21 protein-coding genes and 1 pseudogene are annotated in these 22639 nt (G+C 67.3%); 13 read left to right on the top strand and 9 right to left on the bottom strand.

The genetic code is table 11. The annotated features are described in order from the left end of the window. Positions 1–28 precede the first annotated feature (28 nt). On the top strand, positions 29–406 hold the full coding sequence (locus NN2_RS01935; RefSeq protein ID WP_063910631.1) for a hypothetical protein: 378 nt from the start codon (positions 29–31) through the stop codon (positions 404–406). A gap of 67 nt (positions 407–473) precedes the next feature. Here the strand turns inward: NN2_RS01935 and NN2_RS01930 are convergent, their stop codons facing one another. The 4 genes from NN2_RS01930 to NN2_RS01915 all read right to left on the bottom strand — a co-directional run bounded on the left by NN2_RS01930 (position 474) and on the right by NN2_RS01915 (position 5364). Then, positions 474–1388: an LLM class flavin-dependent oxidoreductase gene (locus NN2_RS01930; protein WP_063009737.1), complete on the bottom strand. Its 915-nt coding sequence runs from the start codon at positions 1386–1388 to the stop codon at positions 474–476. A gap of 3 nt (positions 1389–1391) precedes the next feature. After that, positions 1392–2936, bottom strand: a complete 1545-nt coding sequence (locus tag NN2_RS01925; RefSeq protein ID WP_063009735.1) for an AMP-binding protein — start codon at positions 2934–2936, stop codon at positions 1392–1394. Positions 2937–3003: 67 nt separating this feature from the next. Further along, entirely contained in the window at positions 3004–4041 is a 1038-nt protein-coding gene (locus NN2_RS01920; protein WP_063009733.1) for an alpha/beta hydrolase, read from the bottom strand. A 90-nt stretch (positions 4042–4131) separates the two neighbouring features. Continuing rightward, positions 4132–5364, bottom strand: coding sequence for an FAD-dependent oxidoreductase (locus NN2_RS01915; RefSeq protein WP_063009731.1), 1233 nt, complete (start codon positions 5362–5364; stop codon positions 4132–4134). Positions 5365–5468: 104 nt separating this feature from the next. Here NN2_RS01915 and NN2_RS01910 point away from each other — a divergent pair, with 104 nt between their 5' ends. The 4 genes from NN2_RS01910 (at position 5469) to NN2_RS01895 (ending at position 8442) form a co-directional block, all read left to right on the top strand. Further along, positions 5469–6116, top strand: coding sequence for a TetR/AcrR family transcriptional regulator (locus tag NN2_RS01910; protein WP_218021980.1), 648 nt, complete (start codon positions 5469–5471; stop codon positions 6114–6116). After that, on the top strand, positions 6113–6454 hold the full coding sequence (locus tag NN2_RS01905) for a nuclear transport factor 2 family protein (protein WP_063009730.1): 342 nt from the start codon (positions 6113–6115) through the stop codon (positions 6452–6454). The genes NN2_RS01910 and NN2_RS01905 overlap by 4 nt, the downstream gene beginning before the upstream one ends. A gap of 201 nt (positions 6455–6655) precedes the next feature. After that, entirely contained in the window at positions 6656–7426 is a 771-nt protein-coding gene (locus NN2_RS01900) for an SDR family NAD(P)-dependent oxidoreductase (RefSeq protein WP_063009728.1), read from the top strand. Positions 7427–7644: 218 nt separating this feature from the next. After that, positions 7645–8442, top strand: coding sequence for a FadR/GntR family transcriptional regulator (locus NN2_RS01895; protein WP_369689948.1), 798 nt, complete (start codon positions 7645–7647; stop codon positions 8440–8442). Between the two features lie 4 nt (positions 8443–8446). Here the strand turns inward: NN2_RS01895 and NN2_RS01890 are convergent, their stop codons facing one another. Then, positions 8447–9268: an enoyl-CoA hydratase/isomerase family protein gene (locus NN2_RS01890; protein WP_063009724.1), complete on the bottom strand. Its 822-nt coding sequence runs from the start codon at positions 9266–9268 to the stop codon at positions 8447–8449. 228 nt (positions 9269–9496) lie between these two features. Between NN2_RS01890 and NN2_RS01885 the strand changes: the two genes are divergently transcribed. Both NN2_RS01885 and NN2_RS01880 read left to right on the top strand, forming a co-directional pair. Beyond that, positions 9497–10711 carry an amidohydrolase family protein gene (locus NN2_RS01885; protein WP_063009722.1) on the top strand — a complete coding sequence of 405 codons (1215 nt, stop codon included), beginning with the start codon at positions 9497–9499 and terminating at the stop codon, positions 10709–10711. A gap of 104 nt (positions 10712–10815) precedes the next feature. Next, positions 10816–11637, top strand: a complete 822-nt coding sequence (locus NN2_RS01880; RefSeq protein WP_063009720.1) for an acyl-CoA thioesterase — start codon at positions 10816–10818, stop codon at positions 11635–11637. A gap of 76 nt (positions 11638–11713) precedes the next feature. Here the strand turns inward: NN2_RS01880 and NN2_RS01875 are convergent. Next, positions 11714–12622: pseudogene (locus NN2_RS01875) on the bottom strand (enoyl-CoA hydratase); the annotation flags it as partial. 137 nt (positions 12623–12759) lie between these two features. On the opposite strand from NN2_RS01875, the gene NN2_RS01870 reads away from it, so the two are divergent. Continuing rightward, positions 12760–13416 carry a cysteine hydrolase family protein gene (locus NN2_RS01870; RefSeq protein WP_082856636.1) on the top strand — a complete coding sequence of 219 codons (657 nt, stop codon included), beginning with the start codon at positions 12760–12762 and terminating at the stop codon, positions 13414–13416. Positions 13417–13427: 11 nt separating this feature from the next. Here the strand turns inward: NN2_RS01870 and NN2_RS01865 are convergent, their stop codons facing one another. Next, positions 13428–14060 carry a TetR/AcrR family transcriptional regulator gene (locus NN2_RS01865; protein WP_063009716.1) on the bottom strand — a complete coding sequence of 211 codons (633 nt, stop codon included), beginning with the start codon at positions 14058–14060 and terminating at the stop codon, positions 13428–13430. A gap of 266 nt (positions 14061–14326) precedes the next feature. Between NN2_RS01865 and NN2_RS01860 the strand changes: the two genes are divergently transcribed. After that, positions 14327–15091, top strand: a complete 765-nt coding sequence (locus NN2_RS01860; RefSeq protein ID WP_063009714.1) for a FadR/GntR family transcriptional regulator — start codon at positions 14327–14329, stop codon at positions 15089–15091. Positions 15092–15161: 70 nt separating this feature from the next. Here NN2_RS01860 and NN2_RS01855 read toward each other — a convergent pair whose 3' ends face one another. Further along, positions 15162–16322, bottom strand: coding sequence for a thiolase C-terminal domain-containing protein (locus NN2_RS01855; RefSeq protein WP_063009712.1), 1161 nt, complete (start codon positions 16320–16322; stop codon positions 15162–15164). Continuing rightward, entirely contained in the window at positions 16319–17512 is a 1194-nt protein-coding gene (locus tag NN2_RS01850; RefSeq protein ID WP_063009710.1) for an OB-fold domain-containing protein, read from the bottom strand. Before NN2_RS01850 ends, NN2_RS01855 begins: the two co-directional genes overlap by 4 nt. 661 nt (positions 17513–18173) lie before the next feature. Here NN2_RS01850 and NN2_RS01845 point away from each other — a divergent pair. Genes NN2_RS01845 through NN2_RS01830 form a run of 4 tightly spaced genes read left to right on the top strand, consistent with a single transcriptional unit; the run spans position 18174 to position 22595 of the window. Beyond that, a complete protein-coding gene (locus NN2_RS01845) occupies positions 18174–18650 on the top strand; it encodes a Zn-ribbon domain-containing OB-fold protein (protein ID WP_369689947.1) in 477 nt (158 codons plus the stop codon). Continuing rightward, positions 18643–19836, top strand: a complete 1194-nt coding sequence (locus NN2_RS01840; RefSeq protein WP_063009707.1) for a thiolase family protein — start codon at positions 18643–18645, stop codon at positions 19834–19836. The genes NN2_RS01845 and NN2_RS01840 overlap by 8 nt, the downstream gene beginning before the upstream one ends. Positions 19837–19852: 16 nt before the next feature. Then, positions 19853–21334, top strand: a complete 1482-nt coding sequence (locus tag NN2_RS01835) for an aldehyde dehydrogenase family protein (protein ID WP_063009705.1) — start codon at positions 19853–19855, stop codon at positions 21332–21334. Between the two features lie 49 nt (positions 21335–21383). Continuing rightward, complete coding sequence (locus tag NN2_RS01830; RefSeq protein ID WP_063009703.1) at positions 21384–22595, top strand: CaiB/BaiF CoA transferase family protein; 1212 nt, start codon at positions 21384–21386, stop codon at positions 22593–22595. The last annotated feature ends 44 nt before the right edge of the window (positions 22596–22639 follow it).

Genomic DNA, 22639 nt, shown 5'->3' with positions numbered 1-22639 from the left:
CAGACATGCTCGTTCGAGGAGAACAGTCGTGGCACGAGGAATCTTGTACGTCGAAACCCGGCCCAGTGCCCCGCAGCGTACCGCGGAGTATCACAGCTGGTACGACGAGACGCATCTGCGTGAGGTGGTGGCGATGAAGGGGTTCGTCTCGGGCCGCCGGCTCGAGCCCGTCGCCGATGACGGCCCGTTCGTCGCCCTGTACGAAATCGAGGCCGACGATCTGCAGGCCGTGGTCGACCGGCTGTTGGCCGCCGCGGTAGGTGGAGCCCTGCACATGTCCGATGCCCTGTGTATGGATCCTGCGCCGGTGGTCCGCCTGTTGCGCACGATCACGGTGCAGGAGTCCGAGCCCGAGCCCGGTCCCGGTCGATCTGCGCTGGCCGATTCGGGCACAGCCCCGCGCTGAGCTGGTGAGGGGCTGGTCGCCCCCCCCTGACGTGGGGGCGACCAGGGCCTCGCGGCCGGTGGCGCACCTACCGATCCGCGGCCGCGCGCCGCAACGGCGCCGCGACCTGGGTGGCGAACAGGTCGAGCGTGCGTGCGGGGGCGTGATTGTGGAAGCGCAGGATGAACAGATCCACGCCCCGCGCCCGCTCGCGGGCGAAGTAGTCGACGAGTTCGGCCGGGGTGCCGACAACCGGTGGGCCCCAAGATGATTCGGGCATGCGCCACAGAAGTTTCGCGCGCACGGCTTCGGGGTCGTCGCCGGGATGGACGAGGCCGACCGGATATTGTGCGGAGATGCGCGCGCTGCCGCGCAGCGGCGCCAGTTGGTCCATACGCTCGCGGGCGCCGGCGACGCAGTTCCACCAGTCGGCGTATTCGGCGACCAGTGGCATCGTCAAGGTCGGCCCGCCGCCACCGATGTGGAACGGGATCCGGTCCTGTGCCGGTACGGGCAGTCCCCACGCATCCCGCAACCGAAAGTGCTTGCCGGCGTAGTCGAAACGTTCACCGGTGAACATCAATGCCAGGATCTCGAGCGTCTCGGCCAGTCGTTGCGAGCGCACCCGCGGCGAACCGGCCTCGATGCCGAACCGGGCGAATTCCTCCTCGATCGACCCCCAGCCCAGGCCCAGATCCAGGCGGCCGCCGCTGATGCGATCCAGGGTCGCGGCCATCTTCGCCAGCACCGCCGGATGCCGCAATGGTGCACATCCGACCAGATGGCCCAGGCGGATCGTGGCGGTCGCGGTGGCGATGGCGGTGAGCAGAATCCAGCTGTCCGGCACATCCACCGGCGGGGCGGCGGGGGCGTAGAGATGATCCATGAGCCAGAACGAATCGAAACCCGCGTCCTCGGCTGTGCGAGCGGTGGCTATCACGGCATCCGGGCTGGTGTTGAACTGCGGGAGGAAGACCCCGAATTGTGGAATCGGCGCGGGCATCGGTCACAGCCTCGCCTGGGCCCAGTACGGGTCGCGCAGCAGCTTCTTGTACAGCTTTCCGTTGTCCTGGCGGGGAAGTTCGCGGGCGAAATCGATCGATCGCGGCCACTTGTAGGAGGCCAGCCGGCCACGGCAGTGGTCGAGTAGCCGCTGGGTCAGCTCAGGTCCCGCATCGGCCCAATCGGCGGGCTGGACAACGGCTTTGACCTGTTCGCCGAGTTCTGGGTCCGGCACTCCGAAGGCGGCCACATCGGCCACCTGCGGGTGCAGGATCAGCACATCCTCGATCTCGCGGGGATAGATGTTGACTCCGCCCGCGATGATCGTGAAATCACGCCGGTCGGTGAGATATAGATATCCGTCGGCATCCAGCTGCCCGATATCGCCGAGGGTATGCCAGTCCGGATGCTCCGGATGTGAGACGGCCGCGGTGCGCTCGGGGTCGCGGTGGTAGCTGAAGTTCGCGCCGGCGGTTTCGAAATAGACGGTGCCGATGTCGTCGTATGACAGTTCGTCGCCGTTGTCGTCGCAGATATGGACGGTGCAGCCCACCGGCCGCCCGACCGAGCCCGGATGGTCGAGCCATTGCTCGCTGGACAGGGCGGTGGTGCCGAAGTTCTCGGTGCCGGAGTAGTACTCGGTGATGATCGGCCCCCACCAGTCGATCATCTGCTTTTTGACCTCGATCGGGCACGGCGCCGCGGCGTGCACGGCCACCCGCATGCTGGACAGGTCGAAGCGGGACCGAATCCGCGGCGCCAGCTTCAGCATGCGCACGAACATCGTCGGTACCCACTGACTCGAGGTGACCGAGTATTCGTCGATGGCGCGCAGCGCGGCCTCGGCATCGAATTTCGGCATGATTGCCACCGTACCGCCGCTGCAGTGCACAAGACATGAAACACGCAGTGGCGCAGCATGGTACAGCGGAGCGGGGGACAGGAACACGGTGTCGGCATCGAGACCGAACAGGGCTCGCCCGCTGGGCAGTAACTCCGCGTCACCGTGGGCGGCCGGGTGATCGGGCAGCGGGTAGCGGATGCCCTTGGGCCGGCCGGTGGTGCCGGAGCTGTAGAGCATGAAGGTGCCGCGGACCTCCTGATCGTCCGGTCCGACGGAATACCGCGCGGCCGCGTCGTCCAGCGATTCGTAGGATGTGCTGGTGCCGTCGAGCATGAAACGCCGCACGACGTCGGGAGTGAGGTCGACGATCTGTTCGGCCACCGAGGCCAGCGCGGCGGTCGTGATGACCACCTTCGCGGTGCTGTCGTTGATCAGATAGGCGACCTCGGCGGCGGTCAGGTGGGAGTTGACCGGAGTGACGTACAGACCGGAATTGAGTCCCGCCCAGACCAGTTCGAAATATCTCAGGTGGTTCTCGGCGAGAACCACGTAGTGGTCGCCGGGCCGCAATCCGGCCTCCCGCAGCAGCCGGGCGAGCCGGTTCGCACCGGCGACCAGCTCGCCGTAGGTCTGCACGGCGCCGGTGGCGGTGTCGATCACCGCCGGCTTGTCCGGGGTGGATGCGGCGAAGTGGGCTGGATACACGAACTCTCCCGTTCTTGCTCGATGCGTTGTCATCCGCCGGCGTCGCCGTCGAACACGATGCGCGGCTTCATGATTCGCTGATGCTGTGCACCCATTCGGCGGCCCGGTCGAAGAACTCGGCGCTGTTGAGCGCCAGGTTCATCGAATGGCCCGATCCCGGCAGCACGTAGGTTTCGAGCTCCGCGCGGGGGAAGAACGGGCGTTCGGAGCTGTACAGAGCCGCGGCGCTGGAGCAATCGGTGAGCGAGCCGCCTGCTCCCTGCGCGCAGAAGACTTTGTCCGCGGTCCCGTTCGCGATGAGCACCGGCACCGCGATATCGAAAGTGGCGGGGATGAATACCGGGATGGTGGCCAGAATGCCGATAGTGCCGGCGGCGCGCGTGGCCTCGTCGGCGGCCACCACCTGGGGATCGGAGTCCCCCGGTGCGTGGAAGGCGGCCTGGCGGGCGCCCGGAACGCTCAGGTAACCCAGGTCGCCGGCGGGTATCCGACCCGCGGTGGCGGGATCGTCGAGTGCCGGACGTGCCGCGCCGACGATGGTTGCGATGCCGCCGGGCCCGGGAGCGTGTGACGCGCCGCTGACCAGGAGCCCGTCCACGTCGTGATAGGTCCCGGCCTCGAGCATCGAGGTCAGTGAGCCGAACGAGTGGCCCACCAGCACGACGTGGTTCCACGCCCGTCCCAGTGCCCCGGCGCGCGCGGCGCCGATGACCTCGTGCACGGCCTGGGCCGCCGACAACGCCGAGACCTGTACCCCGACCGGCTTGGAACTCTTGCCGACGCCGATCGGGTCGATGGCGAGGGTCGCCAATCCGGCGCGGGCGGCGTGCCGCACATAGGAGTAGCGGCCGTCGAATCCGGGGAAGTCCCAATAGGTCCGGTCGTAGGTGGCTCCGGGCACGAGTATCTGGAGTGCGGAGGACGGATCGGCCGGCCGGCAGTAGGTGCCCGCGATCCGGGCCTCGCGGTCGACGGTGACCGGGATGGAGACCTCCGTGCACCGGGGGCCGGCCGCCGGCGCGGCGGTGGCCGGTGCCGCCAGGCCCGCGAACGCTATGACCGCTATGACCGTCGGCCAGAACCGTACTGCCCGCAGACTTCTCATTCTCGACCCTTCCGCTGTGCCCCCGGTGTCGAGCATGCTAACAGCCAATAGGGTAATGAGATTACTTATTCATCTAATTGATGGCGGACCTCAGGTCAGGGCGAGCGTGGTCAGGATGTCGGGGCTGAAGGCCGCGGCCGGCGGCGTCCAGGGGCCGGAGTGGATGCCCCCGAGCGCCGCGCTCGTTTCCGGGCGCTCGGCCACCAGTTTCAGCATGCGTGCCCGCTTGGCGGTGCGGTCGGGCAGCCCGAACGCCGAGAGCATGTCGGTGAGCGCGGTGGCGAAACGCAGCCGGGCCATGCGCACGCTGCGCTCCTCGCTGTAGCCGCGCAAGGTCGCCGGAGTCCACGTCCGGTTGTCCAGCAGCGCTTCGGCGAGCAGCCGGGCATCGCGCAGGGCGATACTGAGTCCCTGGGCGCCGATGGGATTGCTCCACCCGGCCGCGTCGCCGATCAGCGCCACGCCGGGGACGACGGGGGTATCGGTCCAGGCGTCGGTCAACGGAAAGGTGGCGCAGGGGCCCAGGGGCTGCGCCGTGGCCAGGGCGTCGCCGCACGGCAGCGCCGGGGTGCGGTAGGCATCGAGTAATCGGCTGATCCGATCCGGCCCGGTGATGCGTTCCGGATCGGTGGTGCGGCGGCCCACGTAGAGCCGGATCCGCCCGTCGGCGCGCGGGATGACGATGTACTGGTTGCGACCGCTCACCGCGATCGTGGTCTCGGCGCGATCCCATGCGCCGTGGTCGTCGACGAGCATGCCCGACAGCATCACTCGCGGGCTGGTGATGGTGAACGGGATCTGGGTCGCGGTCCGGGTGGCCGAGTTCTTGCCGTCGGCGCCCACGACGATCCGGCAGTCCAGATGGTGTTCGGTTCCCGCCCTTTCGTAGTCGACCGAGGGTGACGCGCCGTGCCCGACGACGCAACGGGCGACACCGCGCACGACCGTGGCGCCCGCCTTGGTCGCCGCGGTGGCCAAGGCCTCTCGCAGCTCGGGGTGGCCGACTCCGATGACGCCGGGCGCCTGCGGTACCACCGCGCTGAGATCGATCGCCCCGCGCCGCGCCCGGGCGATGTCGAGACTTTCGTCGTAGGGCACCATCCGGGTGATCACCGAGGCGCCGGCGGCGCCGGTGACGGCGTCGGCGATGCCGAGATCGATCGCTTCGAGAAACCCCCACGGCACCAGGGCCTCGCCGCGAACCTGGTCTCGGTAGACCGGCTCGCGCTCGAGTACGGTCACCGCCACCCCGGCGGCCGCCAGCCGGGCCGCCAATGCACATCCGGCCACGCCGCCGCCGACTATGACTGCGTCACAACGCATTCCATCCTCCTTCGGTCCATTTACTGGTGCATAATGAGATTCTCATTTACTGTGACATAATGATTCGCGGAACGCGAGAGAGGCTCGAGCACCCGGAGGTGTCGGTGGCGCGTCAGCGTGGTGGGACACAACCCGTTCCGTTGTCGGCGCAGGACATTCTCGAGGCCGCACTGCGGATCGTGCAGCGGTGTGGTCTGGATCGGCTGACGGTGCGCGCGGTCGCCGACGAGCTCGGGGTCACGCCGCCGGCGGTGCACTACCACCTGCGCGGCGGAGAGGATCTGGACGCGCGCGTGATCGAAGCGGTGGCCTCCCGCATCGAGATAGCCGTCGACCCCGAGGCGCATTGGGTGGATCAGTACGCCGGTCTGGTGTCGAGCATGGACCGCGCGTTCCTGCGCTATCCGGGCACGGGCACCCGGGTGCTCACGGCCGCACGGGAATCCCCGGCCGCCGAACGCCTGACCGGTGCGGCGCTGTCGATTCTGCGCACCGCCGGGTTCGGCGAGGCGGACGCCGTCGACCTCTTCACGGCCACCTATCTGATGTTCGCCGGATGGCTGGCCACCCGCGGCCTGCGCGAGACCGGCGGCACCCATCCGGCGCTGATCGCCGCGGGTGTCACGGCACCGGACCTGGCAGACGGAACGGCGCTCGACCGGGCACTGCGGCGACTGCTGGAAAACGCTGCGGCGGCCAGGTCGGGCACCGGGAACGAACGAGACAATCCACGAGACGGGAGAAAACCATGACCGAAACGACCGCGATCGAACGCTACTTCGCCGCATGGAATGCCGGTGACGCCGACGCGATCATGGCAACGCTCGATACCGATGTCGTACTCGAGGATGTGCCCAGCGGCCACGTCGCCCGCGGCCCCCGCGAGGCACGGGCTTTCGTCGCCGGGGCGCTGGAGAAGGCGCCCGGGGCCTCCTACGACGTGGTGAGCAGCCATATCAGCGGGGATGCGTTCGTCGTGGAATGGATCATGCAACCGATCGGGTTGCGGGGCGCGTCGGTCGGCTCGCTGCGCGGGGGGCGCATCGGTACCAACCGCGATTATTGGAATGCGGGCCCGGCGCCGGCCTGAGAGTGTCCAACGGGAATGCGTGCATGTCACCGACGTGGCGGGCGCGGGCCGGCTACCTACGGCGCAATCCGCTCTATCCGCAGAATTAGAATATTTAGATAACTGATTCTACTATGGGGGTGATGTCGCCCAGCGTCGCGGCCGGGTGCCGCCAGGTACTCGCGGTCGCGACGGGCGATCGGATCGAGACGAGGAGCAAATATGAATCTGGCCGACAGTGTGGTGTTGGTGACCGGTGGCGCGGGCGGACTCGGTGAGGCCGTGGTCCGGGAGGTCGCCGCGGCCGGTGCCGCGGTGGTCATCGCCGATCTCGCCGACGAGAAGGCCGAGAAACTCGCTGCCGACCTCGGCTCCAAGGCCAAGTACGTGCGCACCGACGTGACCGACGAGGACAGCGTGCGCAACGCGGTGGCCGAGGCCGGCAAGCTCGGCACCTTCCGGTACGCGGTGGTGGCGCACGGTGGTTTCGGCGTCGCCGAGAAGGTGATCGGCAAGGATGGCAACCCGGCGAGCTTGACGGGCTTCACCAAGACGATCGACCTGTATCTGACCGGCACGTACAACGTGCTGCGCATCGCGGCGGCGGCCATCGCCGGGACCGAGCCCGACGAGGACGGGCAGCGCGGCGCCATCGTGGCCACGGCCAGCATCGCCGCCTTCGAGGGGCAGATCGGCCAGATCGCCTACTCGGCGGCCAAGGCCGGTGTGGTCGGCATGACCATCGTGGCAGCCCGCGACCTCGGGTCCCTGGGCATCCGGGTGGTCACTATCGCGCCGGGCACGATGCGCACGCCGATCATGGAGTCCGTCGGCGACGAGGCACTGGCCAAATTCGCCGCCAACATCCCGAATCCGCGGCGGCTGGGAAAGCCGGAGGAATACGGTGCGCTCGCGCGCCACATCCTGGAAAACGCATACCTCAACGGCGAGACCATCCGGCTCGACGGTGCGCAGCGGTTCACCCCGCGGTGAGCGCGTGACCTGGGCCCGCCCCCCCGGGCGGGCCCACGTCGGCCGGGTCGTGGAGCTGAACGCTTGCCGGTTCTACCGCCTCCTTGCGGCCGCTGCGGCGCCGGTGGGCGCGGCGAGTTGAGCTCGCGACGGCAGAGACCGCCGCCATGTCCACAGTGCGCCCAATTAGTTCTATTATATGATTCATTTAAAGTATCGTTCGGCGGTGGGAGGTAAGCGTGGCAGTCGATTCCCCGACCGGGGCGTCGCGTGGGGCCCAGCGGTCCCCGGCTCGCGGCACGACTCAGCGCGTCCGGGTGCCCAAGATGGCCGAACTCGTCGCTGCCGAACTGCGCCGCCGCATCATCCGGGGCGAATTGTCAGAAGGTGAGGCGCTGTCGTCCGAGACGGAGCTGATGAGCCGATTCGGGGTGTCGCGTCCGACCCTGCGCGAGGCGTATCGGGTGCTGGAGTCCGAACGGCTGATCGTCATCCGCCGCGGCGCCAACGGCGGGGCGCGCGTGCAGCCGCCGCGGCGTGAAGTCGCCGCCCGCTACGCGGGTTTCATCCTCGAGTATCAGGGTGCCTCGGTCAAAGACGTCTACGAAGCACGTGCCGCGCTCGAGGTGCCGAGCGTCGGCCGGTTGGCGGTGCGCCGGTCCGCGGCTGATCTGGCCGCGCTGACCGAGGCGCTCGACCGCTACGACGACGAATACGACCCGTCGCGGTCGATCCGGCTGCACGGCGAATTCCATCAGCTGGTGGTCCGGCTGGCCGGTAACGAAACCCTGACCCTGCTCTCGGAGATGGTGCATCACATCATCGAGACCGCCAACGTGACACTGCAACCCGACAGTGGTCCCTCCGCCGAGCGGGCCCGGCGCGACACCGGCAGGGTCCATCGCAAGCTGGTGGAGCTCATCCGTGAGCGAGATGCGCGCGCGGCCGAGGAGCTGTGGCACCGTCACCTCGGCGAAGCCGAGGGCTACGTTCTCGGTGACGATGCGGCGACCAGCGTGCTGGATCTGCTCGGCTGAGAGTTCACAGCCGGCCGTCGCGGCGCAATTCGGCGGGCACCCAGTGCGGTGAGCGGCGCTGCTTGAATGCCTGCAAGCCTTCCAGTGCTTCGGGCCCGGCGAGGCTGGACTCCATCGCGATACGAGCGAAATGCCCGAGGTAGCCGTCCAGACTGGCCTTGATCTCCCGGCGCGCGTCCGGCGCGGTCCGGCAGATCTGGGCCAAGGCTTCGGTCGCGGCGCCGAGAAGTTCGTCGTGCGGCACCACCCGCGAAACGAGCCCCCAGTCCAGTGCCTCCTGCGCGGACAATGTGCGCCCGGTGAGTAGCAAGTCGCGGGCGCGCACGACGCCAACCACGCGTGCGAGCACCTGGGCGTAGTAGGTATCGGCGATGCCGCGCAACAGTTCCGGGACGCGGAAACTCGCCCGGTCGCTGACCACCGCCAGATCACTGCACAGAGCGATCATCAGGCCGCCGCCCTGGCACAGGCCGTTGACCGCGCACACCACGGGCTTGGCCGAACGGCGCAGCGTATCGAACGGCGTGACGTCCATTCCGAGCGCGGTTTCGAAATCCAGCCAGTCGTCGGCGCCGCTCTTGCCGAGGTCGCCGCCCGGGACGAAGGTGTCGCCCGTGCCGGTCAGCAGCAGTCCGGCCACGGCCGGATCGCGGTCGACCCGGTTGATCACGTACCGCAGACCGAAGTACATCGCCGGGGTCAGCGCGTTGCGTGCCTCCGGCCGGTCCACCGTGCAGACGGCGAATACGCCGTCGCGCTCGAAGCGAAGATACGGAGTGCCGAGCCAGTCGCCCGAGGGTGGTTTGGGCTGCTCCTGTGCGGACATCGTCTTCCCTTCGTCGGCGGAACCGATCCGATACAGCTAACTTATTATGCTGTATGGGCCGTAACGGCACTGCGGTTGACGATTAGATCAGAGTGTTGGGAATATTGTGCGATATATAGCCGCTAAACAGCCTCTATAAACTTGACACTTTCGTCAAGTTGGTTCTATCGTAGAGATCGACTCAGTGGCCATGCCGCAGCAACCGCATTTTCGGACAGGGGACATCCCATGACACAGTTCACCGACGCGCCGATCTTCGACGCCGATCAGCACATGTACGAGACGCCGGACGCGCTGACCCGCTATCTACCTGAGAAGTACCGCCGCGCAGTGCAATTCGTGCAGGTCGGGAACGCGGCGCGGATCGCGATCCTCGGCCGGATCACCGAATACATCCCGAACCCGACATTCGACCGGGTGGCCGCGCCGGGATCGTGGGAGAAGTTCTTCGCGGGTCAGAACGTCGAGGGCAAATCGCTGCGCGAGCTGTCGGTCGGCATCGATGCCGAACCCTCGTTCCGGGAGCCCGGACCCCGCATCGCCGAACTCGACCGGCAGGGTGTCGACGAGGCGCTGATCTATCCGACGCTGGCCAATCTGGTCGAGCACTCCGCGGCCGAGGACCCCGAACTGGTGGTCGCGGTGATCCACGCGCTGAACCGTTGGATGCTCGACACCTGGGGCTACACCCATCAGGATCGGCTGTTCATGACACCGGTGATCAGCGCCGCCATGGTCGACGACGCCCGCCGGGAACTGGCCTACGTCGTGGAGAACGGGGCCAAGGTAGTGCTGATGAAGCCGGCTCCGGTGAAGGGCCTGCGGGGCTGGCGCTCACCGGCGCTGCCGGAGTTCGACCCGTTCTGGAGTGATGTCGAGCAGGCGGGGATTCCGGTGGTATTCCACGCCAGTCAGCCGCCGCTGGACGGCTACATCAACCAGTGGGAACCGCCGGAAACCAACAACCACCTGGAGACGAGCGCGTTCCGCTGGATCACGCTGGGGCACCGCGAAATCGCCGACATGATGACCAGTCTCATCTGCCACGGCACGCTGACCCGGTTCCCGAAATTGCGCGTGGCCAGTGTGGAGAACGGCAGCGCCTGGATCCAGCCGCTGTTCGACGATTTCGAGGCCACGTATGCCAAAATGCCGCAGGCCTTCGACGAGCATCCGCACGAGGTGTTCCGCCGCAACATCTGGGTCAGCCCGTTCTGGGAGGGCAAGGTCGCCGATGTGGTGCACACCGTAGGCTGGGACAAGGTGCTGTTCGGCTCCGACTTTCCGCATCCGGAGGGCCTGACCGAACCGCGTGGCTTCTACAAATACGCCGAGGGCATGGACGAGCGGCGCACCCGCGACTTCATGGGTGACAACGCACGTCGTCTGCTCGGGCTTCCGGTGCGCAACCCCGCCGGTGATAGCGTGCCCGTCCCCGCGTAATCGAAATACAGTGTGCCACACTGGTATTCGATGAGCGGTATGGCACACGCCGGTTGACGACCCGGTCGGCCCGGCGCGCGGGTGTGTGCCGAGAAAGGTGTGAGATGTCGCTGGAGTCGGCACCGATAGCGTCTGCGACGCTGCTGGATCTGCTGGAGCTGGAGCAGATCGATCGCGATCTGCATCGTTCGGTCGTGCTTTTCGACGAGCCGTTCTCGCTGTACGGGGGGCAGGTCGCCGCGCAGGCCCTGTACGCCGCCGGGCGGGCGGTACCACCGGGGCGATTGCCGCATTCGCTGCACTGCTACTACCTGCGCGGCGGCAGTGCGGCGCGGCCGGTGCTGTTCCGGGTCGACCGGGACCGTGACGGCCGGTCGTATTCGGCGCGCCGGGTGACCGCACTGCAGGATGGCGAAGTCATCTTCACGATGTCCGCGTCGTTCGCGACGCCGCGGCGCGACGCGGACCACGAGGTCGAGCCGATGCCCGACATCGCAGCGCCGGAGTTGCTGCCCGAGTGGGAATTCGAGCGCATGTGGTCGATGCAGGCGCGAGTGCCACCGCAGCGAACCCGCTCCACTCCGTGGCCGAGCCAGTTCTGGGCTCGCAGCGCGATCGAGCTGCCGGATTCGCCGCTCGTGCACGCCTGTGTGCTGACCTATCTGTCCGATACGTCAAGTGGTCTGGTGGATGTGCCCGGCGGCGCGCAGTGGGCGGGTTCGACTCTCGACCACACCGTGTGGTTCCATCGCCCGGCGCGATTGGACGAGTGGGTGCTGGTGGACCTGCTCCCGCGGACGGTGGCCGGAGGGCGGGGGCTCTACACCGGAACGGTTCGCCGGGCCGACGGCGCCACGGTGGCCACCCTGGCTCAGGAGTCGCTGTTCCGGGAGCCGCCGCCCGGCAGTCCCCTGCCGAAGATCTGAATCGGCGCTGCGGCTGTGAAACCTGATGCGCCGCCGGAATATCCGGCGGCGCTCGGTCTACACGGGGCGGCGGTCGTCACGGTGTGTTCTTGTCCGCGGGCCGCAGCGCGGGTGCCGCCCGCCAGTCCTCCAGTCCGTAGTCGACCGTGCCGACGTAGGTTTCGCCGCGCGCGATCTCACTCCAATGGGCGTGGTTGAGCTGATGGATCGTGAAGCAGGCGTCCAGCGCGGTGCTGAAGCCCTGGGCGTCCTGTGCCTGGTTGACCGAATCCTTGATCAGCAGCGCGGCCATCGACGGGACCTTGCCGATGCGGGCCGCGAATTCGACCGTTCGCTCCGATACGCTTTCGGCGGGGAAGATCTTGCTCACCATGCCGAGCGCATACGCCTGTTCGGCGTCGATCGAATCGCCGGTCAGCAGTAGCTCTTTGGCTTTGCGTGGGCCGAACTCCCACGGGTGGGCGAAATATTCGACGCCGCACATGCCGAGCCGGGTGCCGACCACATCGGCGAAGACAGTGCCCTCGGCGGCCACGATGAGATCGCAGCACCACGCCAGCATGAGTCCGGCCGAAAGGACTTTGCCGTGCACCTGGGCGATGGTGATCTTGCGCAGCTGTCGCCAGCGCTTGGTGTTTCGAAATAGTAATGCCACTCTTGACGCAGCCGCGATTCGGCGCCGTCGAGAGTGCCTCCGTTGCATTGGAAACTCGGATGCTGGTCGGGTCCGGGCTCGCGTTCGGCGACGCTCTCGGCGGTGCCCAGATCGTGTCCGGCCGAGAATGCGGGACCGTCGCCGCACAGAACCACCACGCGGACTGTGTCGTCGGCTTCGGCGCGTTCGAAGGCCTCGCCCAATTCCACCAGCATCCCACGGTTCTGGGCGTTGCGCGCCTGCGGCCGGTTCAGGGTGATGCGTGCGATGCGGCCCTGTTCGAGAGTTTCGTAGCGGATGTAGCGGTAACTCATGCGGACGCCTTTCCCGGCAGCTGCCGACGGCGAGCTCCGGACTTTAATTGACGATAGTGACAAACTGGCCCGTTCCGGACGGGTATGGGCGGGATCCTACGAAAATCTCCTGTTGCTATACAAACAAGAACCCACTTTCGATAGGGTTTGACGATGACGTCAAGTAAGAGTAGCGGAAGTGGATCCGGCGCCCGCGCCACCCGGGCGGGGGCCGATCCCACCGGAGTCGCCGTCGTATGCGTCGAATGTCAGAACGGCGTGATCGGGCCCGAATCGGTTCTTCCTGCGCTGGCCGCCGATGTACGGGCCGTCGTGTCGAGTATCGCGCGGCTGCTGGCCGGCGCCCGGACCGCCGGTATCCCGGTGGTGCACGCGACGTTCGAAGGATTCCTCGGTGCCGGTGCGCCCGGGCAGGCGCCGTTGTGGCGTGCACTGGACCGGGCCGCCGGGTGGGGGCCGGGGGACCCGTCCACCCAAGTCGTCGCGGAGCTGTTGGATCCGGCCGACTTCGTGCTCGGCCGGCATCAGGGTCTCTCGCCCACACACGGTACGGAACTTCTTCCGGTGCTGCGCAGCATGGGAATTCACACTGTTGTGCTGGCGGGGGTCTCGCTGAATGTGGCCCTGCCGTTGACCGCGGCCGATGCGAGCGAGGAGGGATTCCGGGTGGTGGTCGCGCGCGACGCGGCGATGGGCACCCCGGCCGAGTACGCCGAGCAGGTGCTGCGCAATACGATGGCTATGCTGGCCGAAATCGTCACTGTCGACGACCTGACCACCGCCTGGGCCGCGTCGGCTCCGCGCGCGTAACCGGACCGGGCTCAGGCGGTCAGGATCGCCATCAGGAAATCGCTTGCGGTGCGGACGATGTCGTCGGGATCCACCGGCAGCTGTTGCTGGGTGTGGCTCAGATACCAGGATCGGTCCAGCATGGCCTGGACGCACAGTCCCAGCGCCTCCGGTGCGGCGGCCGGGTGGCGCTGGCGGTTGCGCAGATTCATCCCGAGCAGCCACACCACTCGCATCTGCATCCGGGTGCTGGCCATCTTGACATCTTCGTCGGAAGGGCCCGGTTGGGCCGACAGGATGAAGGCCCCGTGCTTGTCCATGAAGGCGAAATAGCCGCGCACCCAGGTCTCGACGTCCTCGCGAGTGCACGGCTGGGCAATGGCGTCCCAGCGTGCGACCACGTCGAGCAACTCGTGATAGGTCTCCTCGCCCAGGGTGTTGAAGATTTCGCGCTTATCGCGGAAGTAGGTGTAGAAACCGGCCCGCGAGATCCCGCAAGCATCGGTGATGTTGTTGATCCGGGTGCCCGAATAGCCGCGTTCCAGGAACAGCTGTTTGGACGCCTCCAGGATGGCGTTGCGCGTGCGCGCCGCGCGGGCGCCCAGCCGGGGGTCGTCGGTCCGGCTGTTGTCGTCGTCGAGTGCGGGCGCCGATGAATCGTTCATGATGGGGCCAGTCTAGGAGATTCCGGTGCGGGATCCGGCGCTGCGCGTCCGGGGCGGGCGGGAATGCGGACAGTTTCGTCAACTGCGGCGTCCGGGCGCTCCCGTCAGCGGCTCGGCCGGGCGAGGGGGATCTGCGCCGGTGCCGAGGTGCGTTAGCACCCGCCGATCGGTGGTTCGACCCCTGGGCCGAATGACGGTCGGTTGGCACCGGATACAGGTGGATAGGTGATAATAGTGGTATCAGCTGACCCATACCGGAGGAATTCATGTCTGCGATGCCACTGTCGACGTCGGTCGTCCGCGTGCCGAAGGCCGGTGAGATGGTGGCCGCCCAATTGCGCCGTCAGATCGTCACCGGTGAACTGCGCGAGGGCGACGCGCTGCCATCGGAGACCGACCTCATGGAGCGATTCGGCGTGTCGCGTCCCACCCTGCGCGAGGCATTCCGAATCCTGGAGTCCGAACAGGTGATTCAGGTGCGGCGCGGTGCGCGCGGTGGCGGCCGGGTGATGATGCCCGACGTATCCGCGGCCGCTCGCTACGCCGGCACCCTGTTGCAGTACCGCAAGGCCACCCTCGCCGACGTGCACGAGGCCCGGGCCAATCTCGAGGTGGCAGCGGTGGCCGCATTGGCGCGCAAGCGAACCGCGGCCGACCTGCGAGCCCTCGACGACATGCTTGCCAAAGGCGAAGCGCTGCTGAGTGACCCGCCGGCCTTCGGTAAGGGATACGACCTGGAATTCCACCGCACACTGATGCAGCTGGCAGGCAATCAGACGATGATCGTGCTGCTCGACATCGTCTCGACGATCATCGAAAGCCACGTCGAGAACTTCCTGCGTGAGCACCGCGGTGACACCGGCGCCGAAGCCAAGGCCGCGGCAGCGCACCGGGCACACGTCAAACTCGTGCAGTTGATCCGGGACAAGGACGCCGTCAAGGCCGAAACCTTCTGGCGTAAACATCTGGCCCAGGTCAAGAACTTCATGATCGAGGACCCGGAGGAGTCGGTCCTCGACGTGCTGCCTTAGGCCGCCGCCCGGCCGCGCGCCCGGTGGGGGACGCGGCCGGGGCGGGCAGCGCGATCCGGTCCCGCTCGGGTCAGGCCCGATCTCGTCCGAGGACGGTGACCGCGGAGACCGCGGTGGGGCCGCCGATATTGTGCGCCAAGCCGATCCGCGCGCCGTCGACCTGGTTGGCGGCGCTACCGCGCAGCTGTTCGAAGATTTCGAAGCATTGCGCCACGCCCGTGGCCCCCGGCGGGTGCCCCTTGGCCTTCAGTCCGCCGCTGGGATTGACCGGCAGTGATCCGCCGATCATCGTCGCGCCGGCCTCCATGAGTTTGTATGCCCCGAACCGGTCGGCGAATCCCAGGTCCTCGTAGCTGATCAGTTCCACACCGGTGAAGCAGTCGTGCACCTCGGCCACATCGATGTCGCCGGGCGTCAGGCCCGCCATGGCGTAGGCGGCCTTCGCCGCTCGCACGGTGGCGGGGAAGGTGGTCATATCGGCTTTGTGCTGATGCATCACCCGATCGACGCCCAGGCTCACGCCCCGGATCCACACCGGTCGATCGGTATAGCGGTCCACCACGTCCTCGGCGGCCAGCACCAGCGCCGCGGCGCCATCACTCTGCGGTGTGCAGTCGTAGAGGCCGAACGGCTCCACCACCATAGGCGCGTTGAGTACCTGCTCGATGGTGATCTCCTGCCGCAGTTGGGCTTTCGGGTTCGGCATCGCGTGGCGGTGATTCTTCACCGCCACCATCGCCATATGTTCGCGGGTGGCCGGGGATTCGTGCAGATAGCGGCTCACGTGCAGCGCGAAATTCGCCGGGGCGATCAGTCCGAGCGGATAGTCCCACGCCATATCGCGGGTCATCCCGGCCCATTCCCAGAAGGTGTCCTTGCTCGCGGACTCCCGGACCTTGTCGGCGCCCATCACCAGGGCGGTGTCGAAGGCGCCCGACGCGATCCCGAACAGCGCGTTGCGCACCGCGTCATTGCCTGTGGCGCAGGCGTTTTCGACTCGAGTTATCGGGATGTCGAGCAGGCCGCAGCTGTCGGCCAGGATCCCGGACGGGAAGCCGTCGGTGGTGGACAGCTCGCCGAACCAGGCCGCCTGGATCTCAGCGGGAGCGATGCCCTTGTCCACGTTCGCGATACACTCCGCGAAGGCGATCGGCAGCAGATCTTTGATGCCCAGCCCGAAATGTTCGCCGAACGGTGTCATTCCCGCCCCGACGATCGCGACCCTTCTCATGCGATCTCCTTCTGTGTGTGTTGCGCGGTGTCGGGGATGAAGGCGTACCCGTAGTCGGGAACGCCCGAACGCACCGCGACCCGGCGCAGGACCATGCGGCCACGGTCACCGATGCCGACCGAACCGGATGCGGCGGCAGTGGTTTTCGCCAGAGCGCGCACCGCGACTCCGTCCAGTTCGACGATGACCAGTGAATACGGGCTGGGCAGGCCGGGGACGGGCACGTGCACCGTGACTTGCGTGTAGACGGTTCCGGTGCGCGGCAACTCCACCAGCTCGGCCGGCTCGACGAGGCGGCCCTCGGTGTCGATCGACAGCCGCGGCGGGAAATCCAGCGCGCCGGTGGCGGGGTTGCGCGAGGCCTGCCAGCGCAGCTTGGCATCGAAGGCGCGCTCGTAGGCGGCCAGCGAGATGGGGATGTCGAGGCCCGGCGCCCGGACGACGCGCGGAACCGGGCGCGCCCGGAGTTCATTGCGCACCACCGATGCGGTACCGCCATCCACACCGAGACCGCTCACCGTCGCCTGTTCGACACCGAGAAGTACACCCGCGGTGCCGGTTTCGGCCATCCGAGCCAGGGCGAACACGGCCGCGGACGCGCCTGTCGTCGGCAGTTGCGGCGCAGTGGCACTCGACAGCGCGGTGGCCGTCTTGTGATCCACTCCAGCAACCGCGCTCACCTCACCTGGCCAGGCGGTCCGCACCGATCGCAGGATTCCGCGTTCGCGCAGCAGGCGCGGATCCCCGTAGTCACGGGTCGCGCCCGCGGCGTCACGGGTCCGGACCGGAAGGCTGCGGGCCAGCCGGGCCACCGGACGGACGGTGAGACCGGTCTCGCCGATGACCGCCGCGGCGGCGCCGGCCGGTTCCAGATCGACGGCAATGACCAGGGTGCGCGGGCGCGCGGTGGCGATCGCGTCCAGCGCCGCGGGGGCGCCGCCGATGCGCTCGGTGACCTCGATGTCGGGATCGAGTCCGAGTCCTGCCAGCAAGACTGCTCCGCTACCGCCCTCCAAGAGCGGAAAGTCCCTGGTGACCAGGGTGACCCGGGCGATCTGTCCGCCGCCTCGCCGGGCGGCGGACCCGGCTTCGACCGCCATCGTGACCGCATCCTCGTCGTCCCCGGCGGTGCGCCGCTGCGCAGTTCCCCATGGCGGCAGGTAAGTGCCTAGTGAACTGATCCAACTCATTGCCACAACCCCTGTTCGGTCGTCGGCGCTAGGGCGCTCGAAGTAGCATATTTAACTAACTATTTATACTACATTGGGGTGCGGCGGGTCGATGTGGATCGGCGCGGATGCCGAGCAGCGCGGCCATGAACCGAGGACGCGCCGCCCTACGGACACCGCCGCGCGAGGGCGGCTTCTCTGTCGGCTCGCGCCGGCCGGCGCCGCCGAGATCGAGAACGCTACCGGCCACAGCGCGATCCCTCGCGGCGTACGCGGGGGTTGGTGGGGCGAGCTGGACGGTCCGGTCGAGGTGGTGCACGTCACTCAGGGGCTTATACAGCTAAATAATTATGGTGTTATTGCGATTATCTCTATTTGGATCCGACGCCGAGCGCTGTACTCCTATCATGTCGCCAAGGCTGCACCGTCGACACGTGCCGTGGGTTGTTCCGGTGCGTCTGCTCGTGCAGGCCCCGCCGGGCCGACCGGCCTGTCTTTTGGCCGGCGGATTAGTGACGCAGTGTCAGACTACCTCTATGGCGCCGAAACGCATCGCACTTTACCGGCGCAAAGTGCCCGCATAACATTGACGCTACTGTCAGATTGGTTCTACAGTGAAGAGGATCAAGTGGTTGTGGCCGATCGTGACGACGTGCCGCATGGACACGGGATGTGACTGGATTTGTTGGAACAGACCGAGGGTGTGTCGCACGGTGGTGCGGTCGCGGTCGAATACGTGCGGCCGGAGGTGCGGCTGCTGCCGGCGCCGACGGCGGTATCGGAACCATTCTGGACCGGCGGCCGCGACGGGAGGTTGCTGATCTACCGGTGTCGCAGTTGCCAGCGGTGGTTTCATCCCGGATCGGCGGCGTGTTTCCGCTGCCGGAGCACCGATGTGGCCCCCGAACCGGTTTCCGGCCGCGGCCGGGTGGCCGCGTTCACCGTCAATCGCCAGCCTTGGATTCCGGGATTTCCGCCGCCCTATGTCGTGGCGATGATCGAACTGGCCGAAGAGCCCGATGTCCGAGTGGTGAGCAATGTGGTCGGGGTGGTGCCGGAGACGGTGTCGGTCGGCCTCGAGGTCGAGGTGTTCTTCGAGCAGTGGGACGACGTCTGGCTTCCGCTGTTCCGTCCCGCGGCAGGAGTGAGCGATGAGTGAGCCGAGCGGTCTGTTCGGACGCAAGGCCGTAGTGACCGGCGCCGGCAAGTCTCAGGTCGGGCGGCGTCTTGGCCGCAGCGGTCTGGAATTGACCGTCGAGGCCGCCCTGCGGGCCATCGCCGATGCGGGCCTCGAGCCCGACGATATCGACGGGGTGGCCAGCTATCCCGGTCCGGGCGTACCCGATCCCGGTTTCTCCGGGGCCACTGTGCACGAGTTGCGCAACGCACTCGGACTGCGCAGCCGGTGGTTCACCAGCAGTATGGAGACCGCGGGGCAGATCGGCCCGGCGATCGATGCCTGTATGGCGGTAGCCACCGGGCTGGCCGACCACGTGCTGGTGTATCGATCGGTATGGGAGTCGACCGCGCAGACCGCCGGGCGCGCATCGGTACTGTTCGGGAGCGGCCGGCTGCCCGATCACCTGGAATATTTCGGCCCCTTCGGCGCGGTGTCGGCGGCGAACTGGCTGGCTATGGCCGCCCAGCGCTATATGCACGACTTCGGTCTCACCCGCGAACAGCTCGGCGCCATCGCGGTGAACGCCCGGACCAACGCCGGACTCAATCCCGACGCCGTCTATCGCACCCCCATGTCGCTCGAGGACTACCTCGAGGCGCGGATGATCTCCGATCCGTTCTGCCTCTACGACTGCGATGTGCCCTGCGACGGGGCCAGCGCGGTGATCATCTCCCGGCGCGAGGCCGCCGCCGGTCTGCCGAAGCCGCCGCTGACAGTCGAATCCGTCGGCACCGGCATGTTCGAACGCGCGACCTGGGACCAGCGCGCCGACATCACGACGATGGCGGCGCACGATGCCGCGACGACGCTGTGGGAGCGCACGACCCTGCGCCCGGCCGATGTCGATATGGCCCAGCTCTACGACGGCTTCAGCTTCCTGACGGTGCAGTGGCTCGAGGCGCTGGGATTCTGCGAGCGCGGCCGCGTCGGTGAATTCGTCGAGGGCGGGCATCGCATCGCTCTCGACGGGGAGCTGCCGCTCAACACCAGTGGCGGCCAGCTGTCCGGTGGCCGCCTGCACGGCATGGGATTCCTGCACGAAGCCTGCGTCCAGCTGTGGGGTGAGGGTGGCGATCGGCAGGCGCCCAAGACTCCGGAGCTCGTGGCGGTGGCGGTCGGCGGCGGCCCTGTCGCCGGGGCCATGCTGCTCAGCAGGCGTGATTGAGAGGTCCTCGGAGATCATGACAGCCCCCACGACATCACACATCACCCGCGGAGAAGCGCGGATGCTGATCGCCGGCGTCCTGACCGATGCCGCCTCGGGCGCGCGCTATGACAACATCGATCCGGCGACCGAGCAGGTCATCGGCAATACCGCCGACGCCGGCGCGGCGGATGTCGATCGTGCGATCGCTGCGGCGCGGACGGCATTCGACGACGGTGTCTGGGCCACCGATCGCGAATTCCGCAAACACTGCCTGCGTCAGCTGCACGAGGCTCTGCAGGACGAGAAGGAAGCCTTCCGTACCGAGCTCGTCGCCGAAGCCGGATCGCCGGTGTCGATCACCTATATGGCCCAGCTCGATTGGCCGCTGGCCGACGCGATCGCCTATCCAGCTGAACTCATCGATGATTTCGAGTGGGAGCGAACGCTTCCCGACACCGAGCTGTTCGGCGCGGTCAGTCATCGTCGCGTGGTGCAGGAGCCGATCGGCGTCGTCGCGGCCATCGTGCCGTGGAACTTTCCGATCGAAGTGGCGCTCAACAAGATCGGACCGGCCCTGGCCACCGGCAATACCGTCGTTCTCAAGCCTGCCCCGGACACCCCGTGGGGCGCGGCCCGCATCGGCCGGCTCGTCGCGGAGCGGACCGACATCCCGGCGGGTGTGTTCAACGTGGTGACGACCTCCGACAACGGAGTCGCCGAGCAGCTACTGGTGGATCCGCGCGTGGATATGGTGTCGTTCACCGGCTCGACCGGCGTGGGCAAACGCATCGTCGAGTTGTCGGCGGCGACGTTGAAACGGACCTTCCTCGAGCTCGGCGGCAAGAACGCGATGGTGGTACTCGACGACGCGGATTTCGGTGCCGTCATTCCGCAGTCGATGATCGCCTGCATGCACGCCGGTCAGGGATGTGCGCTACCGTCCCGGTTGCTGGTGCCGCGCAGCCGCTACGCCGAAGCGGTCGAGATCGCGACCGCGACATTCGGTGGTATCGCGTACGGCGATCCCACCGATCCGGCCAATTTCTCCGGCCCGCTGGTCAACGCGCGCCAGCGCGACCGTGTGCTCGACTACATCCGCAAGGGCGAGTCGGAAGGCGCCAGGATCACCGTCGGGGGCGGTCGCCCCGAGCATCTTTCGCAGGGCTACTACGTGCAGCCCACGGTGTTCGCCGACGTCGACAACACGATGACCATCGCGCGGGAGGAAATCTTCGGCCCGGTCCTCTCGGTGATCCCGTTCGAGGACGACCGCGATGCGATCCGCATCGCCAACGACAGCCCGTATGGGCTGTCCGGCTCGGTGTGGGGTGGCGACCCCGAACGTGCCGACGCGATCGCTCGTGGCATCCGCACCGGCACGCTGATGGTCAACGGCGGAATGTTCTACGGCGCTGATTCACCGTACGGCGGCTACAAGCAGAGCGGTCTGGGCCGCCAGAACGGTCGCGAAGGTTTCGAACAGTACCTCCAGACAAAGGTTGTCGGATTCCGCTGATCCCTCGCGGGGTTGTTCCGGAACGAGCAGGAAGAAAGGACTCCGATCAATGGAGCCGATTCTCGAAGGTGTGAAAGTCGTCGAACTCGCGGCGTGGACATTTGTGCCGTCCGCGGGCGCCGTGCTGGCCGACTGGGGCGCCGACGTCATCAAGATCGAACACCCGGAGACCGGGGACCCGCAGCGCGGACTGGTCAATTCCGGGGTGGTGGCCGGGGCGACCGGGGTCAACCATTTCATCGAGCAGCCCAACCGGGGGAAGCGCAGCGTCGGACTCGACGTCGCCAACCCGCAAGGACTGGAAATCCTGTACAAACTCGTCGAACAGGCCGATGTCTTCGCGACGAATCTGTTGCCCGGGTCTCAGCAGCGCCTCGGCGTCGACCTCGACGCGATCCGGGCGCGCAATCCGAAGATCATCTACGCGCGCGGGCACGGTTACGGGCCGAAGGGACCGCAGGCCGATCGCGGCGGATTCGACCTCGCGGCCTACTGGGCGCGCGGTGGCATCGGTGACGCGCTGGCCGCGGGTGACGGCAGCTATCCGCCGATCCAGCGGCCGGCCTTCGGCGATGTCTTCGGAGGTTTCGCCATCGCGGGCGGTGTCGCGGCCGCCCTGTACCGGCGCGAGCGCACCGGGCAGGCCTCGGTTGTGGACGTATCACTACTGGGAACCGCACTGTGGCAGCTGGGTCCGGATGTGGTGGGGTCCAAGGTGATCGGCTCGAACATCCCGAAATACGACCTCGATGAAATGCCGAACCCGGTGACCAGTATCTATCGCACCCAGGACAATCGGTTCCTGGCACTGGTGCTGCTGCAGTCGGACCGATTCTGGCCCGATCTGTGTGCGCGCATCGGCCGGTCCGATCTCGTCTCCGACGACCGATTCGCCGACGCTCGCGTTCGTTTCGCCAACCGCCGCGAATGCACCGCAGAACTGCGCCGGACCTTCGAAGCTCAGCCGCTCGAGTATTGGCGCAAGCAGTTGGAGGATTTCGACGGGGTGTGGGATGCCTTCGAATCCGCCCTCGAACTGCACGATGATCCGCAGGTGACGGCCAACGGCTATCTGCCGAAGGTGACCGACGCCAACGGAAACACCTTCGCGCTGGCGGCCAATCCCGTCCAGTTCGACGAGACACCCGCGGCATTGCGCCCGGCGCCCGGCCACGGGGAGCACACCGACGACGTGCTGCAGGAACTGGGGCTGGACTGGGACCGCATCATCGCCCTGAAGGAGTCCGGGGCCGTCATCTGATCTGGCCGCCTTCAGGCGCCGAATCACTACCGCGACAAGAGAAA

It is taken from the genome of Nocardia nova NBRC 15556 (genome assembly GCF_001613005.1).
GTDB classification, from domain to species: Bacteria; Actinomycetota; Actinomycetes; order Mycobacteriales; family Mycobacteriaceae; genus Nocardia; species Nocardia nova.
Note: the sequence above shows the minus strand (reverse complement) of the source record. Positions and strands in the feature narration are given on the sequence as shown.